This window comes from Streptomyces sp. GD-15H, assembly GCF_045291515.1.
Lineage (GTDB): Bacteria > Actinomycetota > Actinomycetes > Streptomycetales > Streptomycetaceae > Streptomyces.
On the sequence record NZ_CP149447.1, the window covers coordinates 8,474,876 to 8,489,331 of the forward strand.

Annotated in this window: 14 protein-coding genes and 2 pseudogenes; 14 read left to right on the forward strand and 2 right to left on the reverse strand. The window is 68.9% G+C overall.

The features are described 5' to 3' along the window. Nucleotides 1-28 precede the first annotated feature (28 nt). Together WJ438_RS40260 and WJ438_RS40265 are read left to right on the forward strand one after the other, a co-directional pair. Nucleotides 29-463 (forward strand): hypothetical protein, encoded by a 435-nt coding sequence (locus WJ438_RS40260; RefSeq protein ID WP_406729499.1) that lies wholly within the window; start codon nt 29-31, stop codon nt 461-463. A 136-nt stretch (nt 464-599) separates the two neighbouring features. After that, nucleotides 600-776, forward strand: a pseudogene (locus WJ438_RS40265) (XRE family transcriptional regulator); the annotation flags it as partial. Nucleotides 777-868: 92 nt separating this feature from the next. Here WJ438_RS40265 and WJ438_RS40270 read toward each other — a convergent pair. Both WJ438_RS40270 and WJ438_RS40275 read right to left on the reverse strand, forming a co-directional pair. Further along, nucleotides 869-1,267: a dihydrofolate reductase family protein gene (locus tag WJ438_RS40270; RefSeq protein ID WP_406729500.1), complete on the reverse strand. Its 399-nt coding sequence runs from the start codon at nt 1,265-1,267 to the stop codon at nt 869-871. A 10-nt stretch (nt 1,268-1,277) separates the two neighbouring features. Next, a complete protein-coding gene (locus WJ438_RS40275) occupies nt 1,278-1,475 on the reverse strand; it encodes a hypothetical protein (protein WP_406729501.1) in 198 nt (65 codons plus the stop codon). Between the two features lie 88 nt (nt 1,476-1,563). Here WJ438_RS40275 and WJ438_RS40280 point away from each other — a divergent pair, with 88 nt between their 5' ends. From WJ438_RS40280 to WJ438_RS40335, 12 genes and pseudogenes are all read left to right on the forward strand, one after another. Beyond that, nucleotides 1,564-1,920, forward strand: coding sequence for a hypothetical protein (locus WJ438_RS40280; RefSeq protein ID WP_406729502.1), 357 nt, complete (start codon nt 1,564-1,566; stop codon nt 1,918-1,920). Next, a complete protein-coding gene (locus tag WJ438_RS40285; protein WP_406729503.1) occupies nt 1,917-2,510 on the forward strand; it encodes a hypothetical protein in 594 nt (197 codons plus the stop codon). The genes WJ438_RS40280 and WJ438_RS40285 overlap by 4 nt, the downstream gene beginning before the upstream one ends. A gap of 36 nt (nt 2,511-2,546) precedes the next feature. Next, nucleotides 2,547-2,891 carry a hypothetical protein gene (locus WJ438_RS40290; protein WP_406729504.1) on the forward strand — a complete coding sequence of 115 codons (345 nt, stop codon included), beginning with the start codon at nt 2,547-2,549 and terminating at the stop codon, nt 2,889-2,891. A gap of 147 nt (nt 2,892-3,038) precedes the next feature. Continuing rightward, complete coding sequence (locus WJ438_RS40295) at nt 3,039-3,557, forward strand: hypothetical protein (RefSeq protein WP_406729505.1); 519 nt, start codon at nt 3,039-3,041, stop codon at nt 3,555-3,557. 560 nt (nt 3,558-4,117) lie between these two features. After that, entirely contained in the window at nt 4,118-4,375 is a 258-nt protein-coding gene (locus WJ438_RS40300) for a hypothetical protein (RefSeq protein WP_406729506.1), read from the forward strand. 97 nt (nt 4,376-4,472) lie between these two features. After that, a pseudogene (locus tag WJ438_RS40305) lies at nt 4,473-5,726 on the forward strand (IS3 family transposase). 148 nt (nt 5,727-5,874) lie between these two features. Next, complete coding sequence (locus tag WJ438_RS40310) at nt 5,875-7,263, forward strand: IS1380 family transposase (RefSeq protein ID WP_406729507.1); 1,389 nt, start codon at nt 5,875-5,877, stop codon at nt 7,261-7,263. A gap of 487 nt (nt 7,264-7,750) precedes the next feature. Next, nucleotides 7,751-8,227 (forward strand): lamin tail domain-containing protein, encoded by a 477-nt coding sequence (locus WJ438_RS40315; RefSeq protein WP_406729508.1) that lies wholly within the window; start codon nt 7,751-7,753, stop codon nt 8,225-8,227. A 155-nt stretch (nt 8,228-8,382) separates the two neighbouring features. Beyond that, entirely contained in the window at nt 8,383-8,661 is a 279-nt protein-coding gene (locus WJ438_RS40320) for a hypothetical protein (protein WP_406729509.1), read from the forward strand. Next, nucleotides 8,658-9,578 (forward strand): hypothetical protein, encoded by a 921-nt coding sequence (locus WJ438_RS40325; RefSeq protein WP_406729510.1) that lies wholly within the window; start codon nt 8,658-8,660, stop codon nt 9,576-9,578. The genes WJ438_RS40320 and WJ438_RS40325 overlap by 4 nt, the downstream gene beginning before the upstream one ends. Nucleotides 9,579-9,651: 73 nt before the next feature. Continuing rightward, complete coding sequence (locus tag WJ438_RS40330; RefSeq protein ID WP_406729511.1) at nt 9,652-9,792, forward strand: hypothetical protein; 141 nt, start codon at nt 9,652-9,654, stop codon at nt 9,790-9,792. 321 nt (nt 9,793-10,113) lie between these two features. Then, nucleotides 10,114-14,292 (forward strand): LamG-like jellyroll fold domain-containing protein, encoded by a 4,179-nt coding sequence (locus tag WJ438_RS40335; protein WP_406729512.1) that lies wholly within the window; start codon nt 10,114-10,116, stop codon nt 14,290-14,292. Nucleotides 14,293-14,456: the final 164 nt, after the last annotated feature.

A 14,456-nucleotide genomic window follows, 5' to 3' on the forward strand; every position in this document is an offset into this window, starting at 1 on the left:
CGGCAGGGGCGGGGCATTGAGACGTACGGTGGTGGGCACGATCGCGGCGGCGCTGTTCCTGGCGGGCTGCGCGGGCACGGGCGAGGCAGGCAGGACGACGACATCGGCGTCCCCAGCCGCCTCGGAGAAGTCGCCGTCGGCGGTCTCAAGGACCCTGGATCAAGTCCTGAGCGATCTCCACCTGGCGTCGCGGGATGTGGGGGAGTACCGCGTGCGCATCCTCGCGGACGAGGACCGCGTGACACAGCAGCTCCCCCTCTGCCAGGCGGACGGGGTGGTATGGACGCGCACGGTACCTGGCCGTGCCGAAATTTTGAAGATCACCGAGCAGTTGCGCCTCAAAGGGTGGGTGATCGATGACCAGGACCTCATCGAGGCCACGTCGGGAACGTGGACCATCATGTTCCGCTCTGCACCGCTGCCCAAGGAACTCGTGGCGAAAGCCTGCCGAACAAAGGCCTGATCCAAGTCGGGGTTCTTGGGAAGTGCTACCGGCCCTGACCGGCCGCCCTGCGGCCCGGGTGCTTGCCAGGGCGGGACAGACACGGGTCGACGGTCAGTCAGGACATGGTTGTGGGGGCGGAGCCCGTCTGAAGTGACCCCCCCAGTACACGGCCCGCCTCTTCCACGCCCAGGACACCGGCGCCGGCGAGCGGCAGCTCCGCGACCTCGCCGCCGAGGGCCTGGGCGAGGTCTACTTCCGCGACGGCGGCCGGCGCGCCCGCGGCCTGGCGGTGGAGTTCACCGACGTCGAGCACCTGGAGTTCGACCTGTAGAGGCCGGACCCACGGGTGGGTCCGGCCGTGTTCTGCCTGGTGCCGGCAGGCGGGGATCCTCGTACTCCGTAAAGGGCCTGCTTCTGAACCTGTTACGGACGCGCCGGCGATGACTCGGGGCCCAGCACACGCCACAGTAGGTGCACCGCGGAGCCTGTCTGCAGTGCCTCGGAGGTCTCCAGCTGGATGTGCTCGCCCTCCAGGTGTTCGAACAGCCGCAGGCCGCTTCCGAACAGCACCGGCACCAGGTGGATGGAGATCTCATCCACCAGGCCTGCCGCGAGGCACTGCCGGATGCAGTCCGCGCCGCCCATCACGGACACGTCCTTGCCGTCGGCCGCGGCCTTCGCCTCCTGCACCGCGGCCTCGACGCCCCCCGTCACGAACGTGTACACGCCGTCGTCGGGCACCTGGGCCGGACGGCCGTGGGAGACAACGAACACCGGGAGCCGGGCCGGTCCAGTCGGGCCGTCGGCCTTCCACCAGGGCACCGAGTCGTCATCAGGTACGCCGGCCCGCCACCACCGCCCCGATGCCGCTGCCCGCCCTGGCCATCAGCTCGCGGTCGCGCTCGTCACCGGCGAACGCCCACTGGTGCAAGCGCTCGCCCCCCTCGCCCATCGGTTCCTCGGCGCTCTGCTTCGACGCGGCCACGAACCCGTCCAGTGACATGCTGATGTCTGCAACCACCTTGGCCATGAAGGCTCCTTCGCAAGGGAGCACCGGGCCGTCGCCCTGCTCCGACTTGCAGGGCTTTGGAGGAGATACGCGCGGTAGCGCCCGGGGCATGCCCCGGGCGCTACCGCGCGTATCTCCTCCAAAGCCCTACGACGACGAGAGCGACACCTGGTCGTACATCGAACTCGACGACAACGGATGGGCGCTACGACAGGTCGACCTGCAAGGACCTCAACGCCGGCCCGTGGCTGCGGCTTCCCTGACGGAGGTCATCGAAGCCCGGGACCACGCCGACCTTGCGGCGATGACCGCCTACGAGCGGAAGTATGGAGTCCTCGCGGAGGGCAGTCTGCACGGGTGGCAAGACGCGGACGGCACTGCCGAGATCACCCAGCATGAATTTGAGTCGACGTGGGCCGCCGCGCGAGAGACCCTCGACGTGAATCGCACCGAGGAGACCAGTTGATCACGGAGTACCAGCAGAAGCTGCGCGAGCGCTACCTCACCGCCCCCGTCATGCCGGCCCCGGAGCCATGGCAGCCGGTACTTGACCGCAGAACCCCCATCGGCGGCCTGCTCGGCATCGGCTTCGCCGTCCACCCCGACAGCGGGCACGACCTCGTCATGGTCGTCTCCAGCGACGGACACGGACTCTTCGACGCCGTCACCGGCGAGAAGATCGCCCGCGACCGGGACCCCCACCCCGACACCAGCACCCCCGACGCCCACCCAGACCTCGCCTGCCCCGGCCTTGGGCCGATCGAAGGCACCCCGGTCCGCATCGCCGGCATCTTCGGCGGCGGCCTCCACAGCACCACCCCCGACGGCTGGACCCTGGACATCGTCAGCCCGGAATGGCCCCACGACCGCGTCATCCTCTCCGCTGACGGAGGGGCCCACAAAGGCACAGCGGGAGAGGCATGGTGGCACGTCTTCCACTCGGAGTACTCAGAACTTCGCACCGCCGGATTCTCTCCCTCCGGCCTCACCCTGGCCGTCGCCACCAGTAGCGACCTCACTCTCTGGACCCGCCAGCGGCTCCACTACAACGACTGAGTCCAACTCCGACACCAAAAGGCAGGAAGGGGGCAGATGAACCGGGCAGCTCTGGCCGAGATGTTCAACGGACAGACCACAGCCTGCGAACCAGCGAAGGCAGCACTTCTCGACGGAGGCGACTTCGTCATCTGGGACGGCACCGTCCCCGGTCAACAACTTGCCCGCATCTACGCTGCTCGCCACCGGCGCGCAAGGAGACGGGGCGCCGAGACACTCGCCCTGTCAACCACCGTCGACATCCTCACCCAGTACGGCACCGCGCCGTTGCGAATCGGCTGCATCTTCACGCGCGACAGAACCTGGGCCTTCATGCTCTTCCTCGCCGAGGATGCCAGCGTTGTCTTGGCCTGCACGGGAGTCCGCCAAGCCGACCAATGACAGCTGTCCTGCTCAGCCGACACCGGCTACATGCCTAACGTCCCTCACGCTGCCAGATCAACCCGACCTGCAGAGAACGCGCCGCAACCCCAGATAACCGTGGTCGTCGTCGCCTACATCGAGGTCTAGCCGCCAAAGGAGCCCAGCGTGCCGTCCGTCCTCCAGCAGCTGTCCGCTAACCGTCAGCTCACCTCAATGCGCATCGTGCTGAAGTGCTCCGCCGAAGCGACCTCAATCCGGCAAGGACCAGACGGCCAGGCCGGGACGGACCCGGCCTGGCTTGCGTGCCTGTGCACCTCGCACACCGAGGACCTGCCCGGATGGCCGGGCACCGCCACCGTCACCAACGACGGTGCCCGCCTGCACTGCGGAGTCGTCTTGGACTACCGGCCCGTCCAACAGGTGCTCCAGTCGCACGCCGACCTGTGGCTCACATCCCTGACTGGAGTGAACCCGCAAGCCCTCGGGCACTTCTGGTACGACGTCCTAGACCAGAGCAACCGCGTGCTCCTTACCCGCTTGGAGGAAGATGGCGGTGGCGAAGACGAACCGCTCCAGGACCTCGCGATGATGCTGGGCATGGCCGTCCAGAACGCCTCCGAGGGCAACCTCTTTCAAGCACTGGTCCCCCTCGCGCACTGCGAGACCCTGACTCAGGGCCTGTAGCTACTGCTCGATGGTGCGGGCGGCGCAGCGTTCGCACGACCTTCGCCGTCGCATGCACATGCCCCTCCCCGGCGCTGTGTGGCCGCCTGCGACGTTCAGACGCTCTCCGGGCTCGGGAGCCCGGCGCTCAAGGACTTTCCAGGCTGCGTGTCTCAACCGATCTGATCGCCGCAGGTCACAGGCATGGCATGGGGCCAGACCCTTTGAACGGGACACGCCCGGAACGACCGTCGGACCCGCCTATGCCTCGCTGGGGTCCGCTTCGTCCGTACCGGGGTCCGGCTGGCCCACCCTGGCGATACCGTGGTGACACACGCCAGATGACAGCCCAGAAACCCCGGATGAGCCAGCAGCCGGCCCCGCGCCCGACTGCCAGCCCCTCGATGAGCACGCCGCCTAATCGGTCCGCGCGTACGCGGCCACAGAGCGCGCCAAGACGGACCTCCTCGCCTCGGTGCTGGAGGACATCACCGCCAACGGCTACCACTCGCCCGAGTCCGGTGTGCCGTGAAAGACGGCCCGGGACACCCACCTCGCCCGCCTCGCGGACGAGCAGCCCTATGTCGCCTGACCACGGCGCGCGCCGCTCGCGCGTCATCATGGTGGAGCCCGCGCTCACCCAGCTGGCGAAACTCATCGCGAGCGAGACGCACCGGCTGGACCGCGCGATCGTCGCCATCAGCGTCAACCCGGAGCTGGGCACCGAGGTATCCGGAACGCTGCTGCGCGACTACGCGGACGAGGTCGACGGAGTCCGCGTCATCTACTACGTGACCGCCTTGCGGACGATCACGATCGTGTCGCACGTCGAAGCCTGATCACACAGCAGCGCCCCGGACCCGACCGGGTCCGGGGCGCTGCTGTGTGAACCGCCCCGGCTCGAATGGAGACTCGATTTCATGAAAGGATCGAGTCATGGCACGACCTTCCCGCTACCCGCTTGAGCTGCGCCGCCGTGCGGTGCGCATGGTCGCCGAGGTGCGCGACGACCACCCGAACGAGACGGCCGCCCTGCAGGCGGTCGCCGACAAGCTCGGCATCGGCTCCCGCGAGACACTGCGCAACTGGGTGAAGCAGCACGCAATCGACGCCGGGACGCGTCCGGGGACGACGACGGAGGAGTCCGCCCAGCTCAAGGCGTTGAAGAAGGAGAACGTCGAGCTCAAGCGGGCCAACGAGATCCTCAAGGCCGCGGCGAGTTTCTTCGCGGCCGAGCTCGACCGGCCACACACACGCTCGTAGCGTTCATCGACGAGCACCGGGCCCGCTTCGGCGGTGTCGAGCCGATCTGCAGGACCCTCACCGAGCACGACTGCAAGATCGCCCCGTCCACGTACTACGCCCACAAGAAACGCCTCGAAACCCCCTCCGCCCGTTCCGTGCGCGATAAGGAGCTCAAGGAGCGGATCCAGGAGATCCACGCGTCCAACTACCGCGTCTACGGTGCCCGGAAGATCTGGCGCGAGCTGAACCGGCAGGGGCATGCGGTGGCCCGCTGCACCGTCGAACGTCTCATGCGCGAGCTCGAACATCCAGGGCGCGGTCCGCGGCAAGCGCGTCATCACCACGATCCCCGGCGGGCAGGTCGAGCGGGCCCCCGATCTGGTCGACCGCCACTTCGTCGCCGTCGCTCCGAACCGGTGCTGGGTGGCGGACTTCACCCACGTGAAGACATGGTCCGCCATCGTCTACGTCGCCTTCGTCGTGGACACCTTCTCCCGTCGGATCGTCGGCTGGTCGGCGGCCACCGTGAAGGAGACCGTCTTCGTCCTGGACGCTCTGGAAATGGCCGTCTGGCAACGCGACCGCGACCAACGCCCAATTCGGTCAGGCGAGTTGATCCATCACTCGGACGCCGGGTCGCAATACACATCGTTCAAGCTCGCCGAGCATCTGGACGCCGCCGGCATCGCCGCCTCCATCGGCTCGGTCGGCGACGCCTACGACAACGCCCTGATGGAATCGACGATCGGCCTGTACAAAACCGAGTTGATCAAACCGCAGCGGCCCTGGAAGTCGCTCTCCCAGGTGGAATTGGCCACCGCCGAGTGGGTCGACTGGTACAACCACCGCAGACTGCACGGTGAGATAGGCCACGTTCCTCCCGTCGAATACGAGGCCAACCACTACATGGAATCCACGAAACCCCAGGTCACAACCACAATCTGAGATCTCTACCGAACCCGGGGCGGTTCAGCCTCGATCCACCGTGTGGCGGGTGCGCTTTGAAGGGGGAGACAGGAAGAGGTGCCTGCTGACCTGGGATGATGGGAGTTCTGACGCTTCCACCAGGCCCAACCAGCAAGGCACCTCGTAGATGAAAGTCTCCCACAGCCCGGCGACGGTGTTCGCCGCGTTCGACGAACCGAATCTGATCGCGCATGCCGGGCTGGTCCCGGCCGTCCGGCCGGCCGAGCGGTGTGACCTGCCGCGTCTGGTCGCCGAGAAGGTCAGGCTGACCGGCGCGAGGAACGGCGCGGGCACGGCCGCGGACGCGAAGGCCATGTCCATCGTGGCCGGGATGGTCGCCGGAGCGGACAGTATCGACGACCTGGATGTCCTGCGCCACGGTGGTCTGCCCCGCCTGTTCGGCGGGGTGCGGGCTCCGTCCACACTGGGCAGCTTCCTGCGCTCCTTCACCTGGGGACACGTACGCCAACTCCAGTCCGCCACCCGGGCCTTCATCTGCAACCTGGCGGCGCACACCGGCCTGGTGCCGAAGACGGACGAGGTGGTGTTCGTGGACGTCGACTCCAAGGTCAAGCAGGTCTACGGGCCGGCCAGGCAGGGCGCCTCGTTCGGCTACACCAAGGTCCGCGGCCTGCACTTCCAGATCGTCACGGTCAAGACATCCACCTGCGCGCCGGTCATCGTCGCCACCCGGCTGCGCAGGGGCTCGGCCGGCTCCGCCAAGGGTGCCGCCTCGCTGCTGCGCGAGGCCCTGGCCACGGTGCGGGCGATGGGCATCACCGCGCAGATCATCGTCCGTGCCGACTCGGCCTACTTCTCCCACAAGGTCGTTGACGCCGCCAGGAAGGCCGGTGCCCGGTTCTCGCTGGCGGTCGCGGTCACCAAGACGGTCCGCGCAGCCATCGTGAACATCGCCGAGGACGCCTGGACGCCGATCGAGTACACCGATGCCATCTGGAACGACGAAGACGAGTGCTGGGTCTCCGACGCGGAGATCGCCGAGATCCCCTTCACCGCGTTCACCAGCAAGAAGAAGCAGTTCCACACCACGGCCCGGCTCATCGTGCGCCGCGTGAAACGCCTCAACCCGAAGACGGTGCCCGAAGGGCAGGCCGAACTGTTCGGCGTCTGGCGCCACCACGTCGTCTTCACCGACAGCCGCTTCACCCTCGGCCAGGCCGAGCCGATGCACCGCGACCACGCCGTCGTCGAACAGGTACTCGCCGACCTGGAGGACTCCGCCCTCGGCCACCTGCCCTCGGGCAGGTTCACCGCGAACTCCGCCTGGCCGGCCCTGGCCGCCGCGGCCTACAACCTCACCCGGGCCGCCGGCCACCTCGCCTCCGCCTTCCACGCCAGGGCACGGACCGGCACCATCCGCCGCCACCTCATCCACGTCCCGGCCAGGCTCGCGACCAGGGCACGGACGATCACCCTGCACCTGCCCCAACGCTGGCGTTGGGAAGCCGACTTCACCGATCTGTGGGCCGCCACCGGTCAGCGACTGCGTACCTGACCCAGCTGACCGACGCCCGCCCACGACCAGGAAGAACCTTCGGAGAACCCGCCACCGGGACGGCCACCCGGCAAGACGTGCTGCCCAGGCCCGGAACATCACCGACATCCCACCGGAAATTCAAGATCAAAATTCACGCGGTGGATTGAGGTTCAGGGAGCCGTTACCCACTTGCGGGTGACGGCCCCGCGATGGCCGGGGTGGCGCGCCATGGCGCCGTCGAGTCCGGGGCCAGGGCCCGCAAGAGTTCTTTGCCTGGCGAGTCGTCAACCTGGTGCATTCGGTGCATAGCTGGTCATTGCAGGTGACGGTCACCGTGATGTGGATGATCCGTAACAGGCTGCATGTCTCGTTCACGTGCCGGTCGCGGGGTGGGCAGGGTGTGCGGGTGCGGCCGACCGGCCGCCATCCGCACCACGCACACCCCGCACCCACGGCCCTCGTGCCGTCGGGTCCGGGTGGTGCCCGCACCCTGCAGGGGGAACCTGTGTCCAAGTCCATGTCCATCACCGCTCGCCGCCTGACCGCCGCCGCCCTGAGTGCCGGCGCGCTGACCGCGGTCCTGACGGTGCCCACGTCGGCGGCCGAGCACCGGCCGCACCGGCCGCACGTGCAGATCTCCGACGTGCAGTACGACTCCCCGGGCCGCGACGACCGCTCCAACCGCTCCCTGAACAAGGAGTGGGTGGAGATCACCAACCACAGCCGCCGCGCGGTGAACCTGGACGGCTGGACGCTGCGCGACGAGGACGGCCACCGCTACCGCTTCGACCACGTCCGTCTCGCCGGCCGCGCCACGGTCCGCGTCCACACCGGCATCGGCCGCGACACCCGCACCGACCTGTACCAGGACCGCCGCCACTACGTATGGGACAACCACGCCGACACCGCCACCCTGCGCAACGACCGCGGCCGCTTCGTCGACGAAGTGTCCTGGGGCCGCCACCGCGGCGGCCGCCACTGACACCCACGGGCCGTGCCGGCGGCCAGGGCCCCACCGCCACGGCGCGCCGCCCCCCTTGCGAAGGGGGGCGGCGCGCCGCCGGTTGTGCCGGGGGATGGGCAGGTGAAAGGCCCACTGCGACGGGGGAGGCGCAGTCCTCGTTCGACGCGTACGAGATGCTCAACGAGCAGATCAACACGCACTGCCGGATGACGCGTGCGGTCGTCGACCAGCTCGGGTTCGTCGTCAACGCCTACGACGCCAGGAAGGGTGTGGTGACCCGCAGCTTCTACGACGGATGGAACGAGCTCACCACCCCCGGCGTCCTCGCCACCCTGAAGGACTCCATGGAAGGCCGCGAAGCGTCCGACTACCAGGTGCCGCTCCTCGAGCACGCCCCTGACTCCGACCAGGCCAACGTGATGCGCGCTCTGGCGAAGGAGCTGGCGGCATGAGCCCGAAGAAGGTGCCGCCGCCCATCCCCGTCATCGGTGCCGCTCAGAAAACCGGCGACCAGTCGCGTGAGGAGCAGCTGCGGGCCTGGGAGGACAACCAGCGCCGCCTGCGGGAGCAGCAGGCCGCCGCGGCCGCCCCCGTGCCCGTGCCTGTTCCCGCTCCCGCCTCACCGCCGGCGGCCGCGGTCGTTGAGGAGCCACCGCCGGCGGCGCCGGAGCGGGCTTCAACGGTGAAGGCGGAGACGCCCGGGTACCTGCCGATGCCGGAGTTCACCGAGCCGGACAGCGCTGACCCGGCCGCCCGGCTGGAGTTCTACGCCCGCGGCATCCTCGCCGTGCAGTACGCGGCACGCGCCAACCACGAGCGGGCCGAACAGCAGAAACTCATCGGGCTCGGGCTGCGGCTGCGTGCCATCAAGGACGAGGAGCTGCACAAGTCGGCCGGGTTCGACACCTTCGGCGACCTGGTCCAGGACCGCTTCGGTTTCAAGAAACACCAGGCGAACAACATCATCCGCGTGTTGGGGGTGGTGCAGGCGCTCGAAGACGTTACGACGCAGGAGTTGAAAGCCCGACCCCTGGGAGTGCTGGTGCCAGTACTGCACGACCACGGCGCGGACGCGGTACGCAAGACGTGGGTGGAGGCCTCCCGGCACGGCAACGTCACGGAGACGGCGCTGCGGGATGCGGCGAACTTCCTCGGGTTCGGTCCGCCGAAGGAGCTCGAGGTGTCGGGCGAGCAGCGGAAGCCCGCGGGGCCGAAGCCTGCGGGCGGGATGCTGAGGGAGTCAGCGGCCGCAGTGGAGCGACTGCGGGTACTGGCGCAGAAGGACCCGGACAGGGCCCGCAGGGAAGCTGACGAACTGCGGAAGGCGGTCGAGCAGCTGGTGGAGGAACTGTCCCCGCCGGCCCCATAAGGAAGACGGACGACCCGCAAGGTGGTGAACATGCTCACCATCTTGTCGTCACTCTGACTCAAAGGTGGTGAACATGTTCACCACCTTCCTCGTCGCCCTCGCCGCGCCGGAGGCCGTGTCGGAGGATGCGCCGGCCCCGGTCGAGGCGGCCCGCGTCCGGTGCCGACGCGAGGCCGCCGTTACTCATTGCGATTTTGTGGCGGGCTCAGGATGAGCGCGTCCAGCAGGCCGCGGCAACGGACGCCACGCACCGGCGGAGGCCAAGACTTTACCTGATCTTGAGCATTCCCGGTAAACGTATTGATCGTCACATCCGCTTCCTGATCTCGGCCAACCAATGCCCCTTTTCTGATCGTTGACCTTTCCTTTGCCCGCGGGGCTTAGTTGCGGGAGGCAACTGTGAGAGCGCTATGGGTGGGGTGTAGTGAAGATGTGGACCCGGCTGCGGGGCGGTGGCAGAGCCATCGGGGCGCTACTGAGCGTGACATTGGCCGTGGGAATCGTTCCGGCCCTGGGGGATGAGGCCGCGGCCGGGATGCCAACTGCGCCGCGGGGTACGGAAGGCGCCCCCGCTGCCGGTGGCCTGACCGAGGCGGAAGCGTTCGCGAAGGCCGAGCGGTCCGGTGAGCCGGTGGAGGTCGCCTCGCTGCGCGGGGAGAGCAGCGAGGTGTACGCGACGCCGGGGGGTGATCTGGAGGCGCGGGAGTATTTGCGTCCCGTCTGGACCCGGGTCGAGGGAGGGTGGAAGCGGGTCGACACCGAGCTGACGGCCACCGAGGAGGGAGCCGTCGCTCCGAAGGCGTCGACGGTGGGGATGGAATTCTCCGGCGGGGGCGAGGCCCCGTTGGTGCGGATGCGGCGTGCCGGACGGGAGCTGAGCCTGTCGTGGCCCGCGCCGCTGCCCGCACCCGAGCTTGCCGGGCCCGTGGCCACCTATCGGTCGGTGCTGCCGGATGTGGATCTGCGGATGACCGCCCAGGAGGACGGGTTCACGCAGCTGCTGGTGGTCAAGACGGCCGAGGCCGCAAAGAGCCCGGAACTGGCCGCGCTGCGGCTGGGGCTGGACGCGCGGGGCCTGTCGGTGCAGGAGACCGACGAGGGCGGTCTGCGGGCGCTCGACGAGGGCGCCAAGGGGGCGGTGTTCGAGGCGCCGAAGCCGGTGATGTGGGACTCCAGCACCGGCGGGTCCCCGGAGGGCGCCGCGGAGCCCCGGACGGCAGCGGCCGACGGGACGGCCGGTCCGAAGACGGCAGCCGCCGAGACCGACGCGGAGCCGGGTGCGGGGGAGTCGGGCAAGCTCGCCCCGGTCGGCGTGGAGGTGACGGCCGGGCAGGACGAGCTGGTGCTGACCCCGGACGCCGAGGTGCTCAAGGGCGCCGACACCACCTACCCGGTCTACATCGACCCGCAGTGGTACTCGCCGCGCGCGTCGGCGTGGACGATGGTCTCCAAGTACTGGGCCAACTCGCCGCAGTGGAAGTTCAACGGCGACTCCGATGCCGGCATGGGCTACTGCAACTGGTACTACTGCAACCCCAACGACACCAAGCGTCTCCTCTACCGGATCCCCACGTCCCGGTTCGCGGGCAAGTCGATCCTGGAAGCCACCTTCGTGGTGCGCAACACCTGGTCGGCGTCGTGCTCGGCCCGCGCGGTGGACCTGTACCAGACCAAGGGCATCTCCTCGTCGACGACGTGGAACAGCCAGTACGACAACGGGTTCTGGATCAAGAAACTGGCGTCGGAGTCGTTCGCCTACGGCTACTCGGGCTGTGCCGCCAAGGACGCCGAGTTCAACGTCAAGTCGGCGGTGCAGGCGGCCGCCAACGACAAGAGCGCGACGATGACGTTCGGGCTGAAGGCAGCCAGCGAATCGGACGCGTACGGCTGGAAGCGGTTCTCGGACAAGGCGCATCTGCGGGTGCGGTACAACCGCCCGCCGCCGCAGATCAAGATGTCGCAGCTGACGATGGAGTACGGCGGCACCTGCAAGAAGCCGGCCGCCGCGGCCCGGGTGCGCACCCTGGGCACGATCTACGCCAACAGCGTCACCGACCCGGACGGCGACCCCGTCGCGGTCCAGTTCCAGGCCAAGTGGGACGCCGGCGACGGCAAGGGTCTGATCGCCCGCTGGAATCCCGCCCTGACCTCGTCGAAGAAGTCCGGGTCCAACTTCTCCATCAGCCTGCCCTCCACGGTGCCGGAGAACAAGCAGGTCCACTGGCAGGCCCGCAGTTACGACGGGGCCCAGTACTCGCCGTGGTCGTCCGCAGGGGACCCGACGGCCTGCTACTTCGTCTACGACACCAGCGTCCCCAAGGCACCGACCATCGCCTCCGGCGAGTACCCGGCCTCGAACCCGGAGAACCCGGACGACCCGTGGTTCGACGGGGTGGGCAAGTACGGCAGCTTCGACCTCAAGGCCGCCAACAGTGATGTGACCAAGTACTGGTACGGCATCAACGGCGACCCCACCTCCAAGAACACAATCACCACCGCGGCCGGGGCGGCGAAGACGATGAGGATGCTGCCCGCCAAGCCGGGCCTGAACTTCGTCACCGCCCAGGCGTTCGACCAGGCCGGCAACGGCAGCGAGATCCGCACCTACCAGTTCCGGGTCAAGACCGGACAGCCCGAACGCGCCATGTGGCAGCTCGACGACGCCGCCACCGCCACCTCCGCAAAGGGCACCGCACCCCAGCGCACCGCCGACCTCCTCGGCGGCCCGACACCGGGAGCGGACGGCGCCAAGGGCACCGCGGTCCTGTTCGACGGCGTCGACGACTACGCCCTCACCGACATCCCCACCGTCGACACCTCCACCGGCTTCTCCGTCTCCGCCTGGGCCAACCTGACCGAGATGCCCGGCCATGCGGCCATCGTCGCCTCCCAGCCCGGCAACCACGCCCCCGGCTTCGAGCTGTACTACTCCCACGCCTACGACCGCTGGGCGTTCAACCAGTACACGGCCGACACCACGGGCGCCGGCATCGCCCGCGCCATGCAGGCCTCCGCGGGCGGCGCGCAGGCGGGGCAGTGGACCCACCTGGTGGGCACCTACAGCGCCACCTACGACGAGCTGAAGCTGTACGTGAACGGGCAACTGGCCGGCACCACCACCTACGACTCGCCCTGGGACGCACGCCGCGGCCTGCAGATCGGCGCCGGCCGCTACGACGGCAGGCCCGGCTCGTTCTTCCCCGGCGCCATCGACGAAGTACAGATCTTCGACAAGCCGCTCTCGGCCGGCGAGGTCACCCGGCTCAACAGCAAGCAGTCCATCATCTCCGGGCGCGCCGCACGCGCCGTCTTCCCGCTGGACGAACCCGCCACCGGCCTCGACGGCACACCCACCACGCAGATCACCGGCACCGCCGAGGTCCCGGCCGCGACCTTCCGCGGAGGCGCCACCCCGGGGGCCGACGGGGTGGCCGGCACCGCCCTTGCCCTGGACGGCACCGACGACTACGCCACCACCGGCCGGCCGCTGCTGAACAACCAGCGCAGCTTCGCCGTCTCCGCCTGGGCGAAACTGCCCAAGACCAAACCCGGCCACGCGGCGATCATCGTCACCCAGACGGGCACGCACAAGCCGGGACTGGAGCTGTACTACTCCGCCGCCTACGACCGCTGGGCGGTCAACCAGTACTCCGCCGACGCCCCCGACGCCACCCCGGTCCGCGCCATGCAGGCCGAGGGCAAGACCGCCCACGCCGATACCTGGACCCACCTGGTCGGCGTGCACGACACCCTCGCCAACAAGCTCACCCTCTACGTCAACGGCGTCGAAGCCGGATCCACCACCCTGCAGGCCAACTGGTACGCCGGCGGCGCCGTCCAGATCGGCGCCGGCTCCTACGGCGGCAACCTCGGCTCGTTCTTCCCCGGCACCGTCGACGACGTCCGCATGTTCGACCGGCCGGTCTCCGCCGAAGAGGTCCAGCAGCTGTTCCAGCAGCGCCCCCTGGTCAAGGGCCGGTGGATGTTCGAGGAGACCGCCGGGACCGGCCCGGTCACCGTCCCGAACGCGGTGCCCGGAGGCAGCGCGCTCACGCTGAACGGCGGCGCGAAGAAGTCGGACTGGGGCTTCATCAACTTCGGCGGCCTGGAGCTGGACGGCATCGGCGGCTACGCGGCCACGACGCCTGTACCGGTCGACACCGCTGCCAGCTACACCGTCACCGCCTGGGCACAGGCCGCCGCGCTGCCGACCAGCAGAGTCGCACTGGTCAGCGCCGAGGGCCTGGCCCAGAGCGCCTTCACCGTCCGCTTCGTACCGGACACCGCGAACCCGCAGGGCCTCGGCCACTGGGAGCTGGCGGTGCCGGACCAGGACGGCACGGACGCGACGGTCGTACGCGTGGCCAACAGCGAGTTCTACGACGCGCGGGACTGGAACCACCTGGCCGTGGTCTACGACGGGTTCACCAAACAGGCCCGCCTGTACGTCAACGGAACGCTCCAGGAGATCTCCTGTGACGGCAACGGCGAGAACTGCGGGGACCGGGCCTCCTGGGCCGAGAACGCGCTCGCCTTCACAGCGACCAGGTCCTTCCAGGTCGGCCGGGCCAAGACCGACGGCACGTGGGGCGAGTACTTCCCCGGCCTGGTCGACGACGTGTGGGCCTTCCAGGGCGCACTGACCGACGAGCAGATCGGAAAGCTGGCCGTCAGCTGGTTCGACGTGCCCACCGAGGTGCCCGGCGCCGGCTGACCTCCGGTGGCGGGACCATCCGGCCCCCCCAAGCGACTTGGCATTCAACTTCCGCTCCGGCCTGCTCTGTGACACGCAGGCCGGGCTCGCAGCGAAGGACGAAGGACGAAATGAACGGCAGATCGAGCAAACGGTTTAGAACGCTGCGGCGGCGCGTCGCGCTG

Excerpts from the sequence above, each read along its gene's own strand:
- WJ438_RS40275 (WP_406729501.1), bottom strand. The coding sequence starts at position 1,475 with ATGGCCAAGGTGGTTGCAGACATCAGCATGTCACTGGACGGGTTCGTG.
- WJ438_RS40280 (WP_406729502.1), top strand. The coding sequence starts at position 1,564 with ATGCCCCGGGCGCTACCGCGCGTATCTCCTCCAAAGCCCTACGACGAC.
- WJ438_RS40290 (WP_406729504.1), top strand. The coding sequence starts at position 2,547 with ATGAACCGGGCAGCTCTGGCCGAGATGTTCAACGGACAGACCACAGCC.
- WJ438_RS40300 (WP_406729506.1), top strand. The coding sequence starts at position 4,118 with ATGTCGCCTGACCACGGCGCGCGCCGCTCGCGCGTCATCATGGTGGAG.
- WJ438_RS40310 (WP_406729507.1), top strand. The coding sequence starts at position 5,875 with ATGAAAGTCTCCCACAGCCCGGCGACGGTGTTCGCCGCGTTCGACGAA.
- WJ438_RS40320 (WP_406729509.1), top strand. The coding sequence starts at position 8,383 with ATGCTCAACGAGCAGATCAACACGCACTGCCGGATGACGCGTGCGGTC.
- WJ438_RS40325 (WP_406729510.1), top strand. The coding sequence starts at position 8,658 with ATGAGCCCGAAGAAGGTGCCGCCGCCCATCCCCGTCATCGGTGCCGCT.
- WJ438_RS40330 (WP_406729511.1), top strand. The coding sequence starts at position 9,652 with ATGTTCACCACCTTCCTCGTCGCCCTCGCCGCGCCGGAGGCCGTGTCG.
- WJ438_RS40335 (WP_406729512.1), top strand. The coding sequence starts at position 10,114 with ATGCCAACTGCGCCGCGGGGTACGGAAGGCGCCCCCGCTGCCGGTGGC.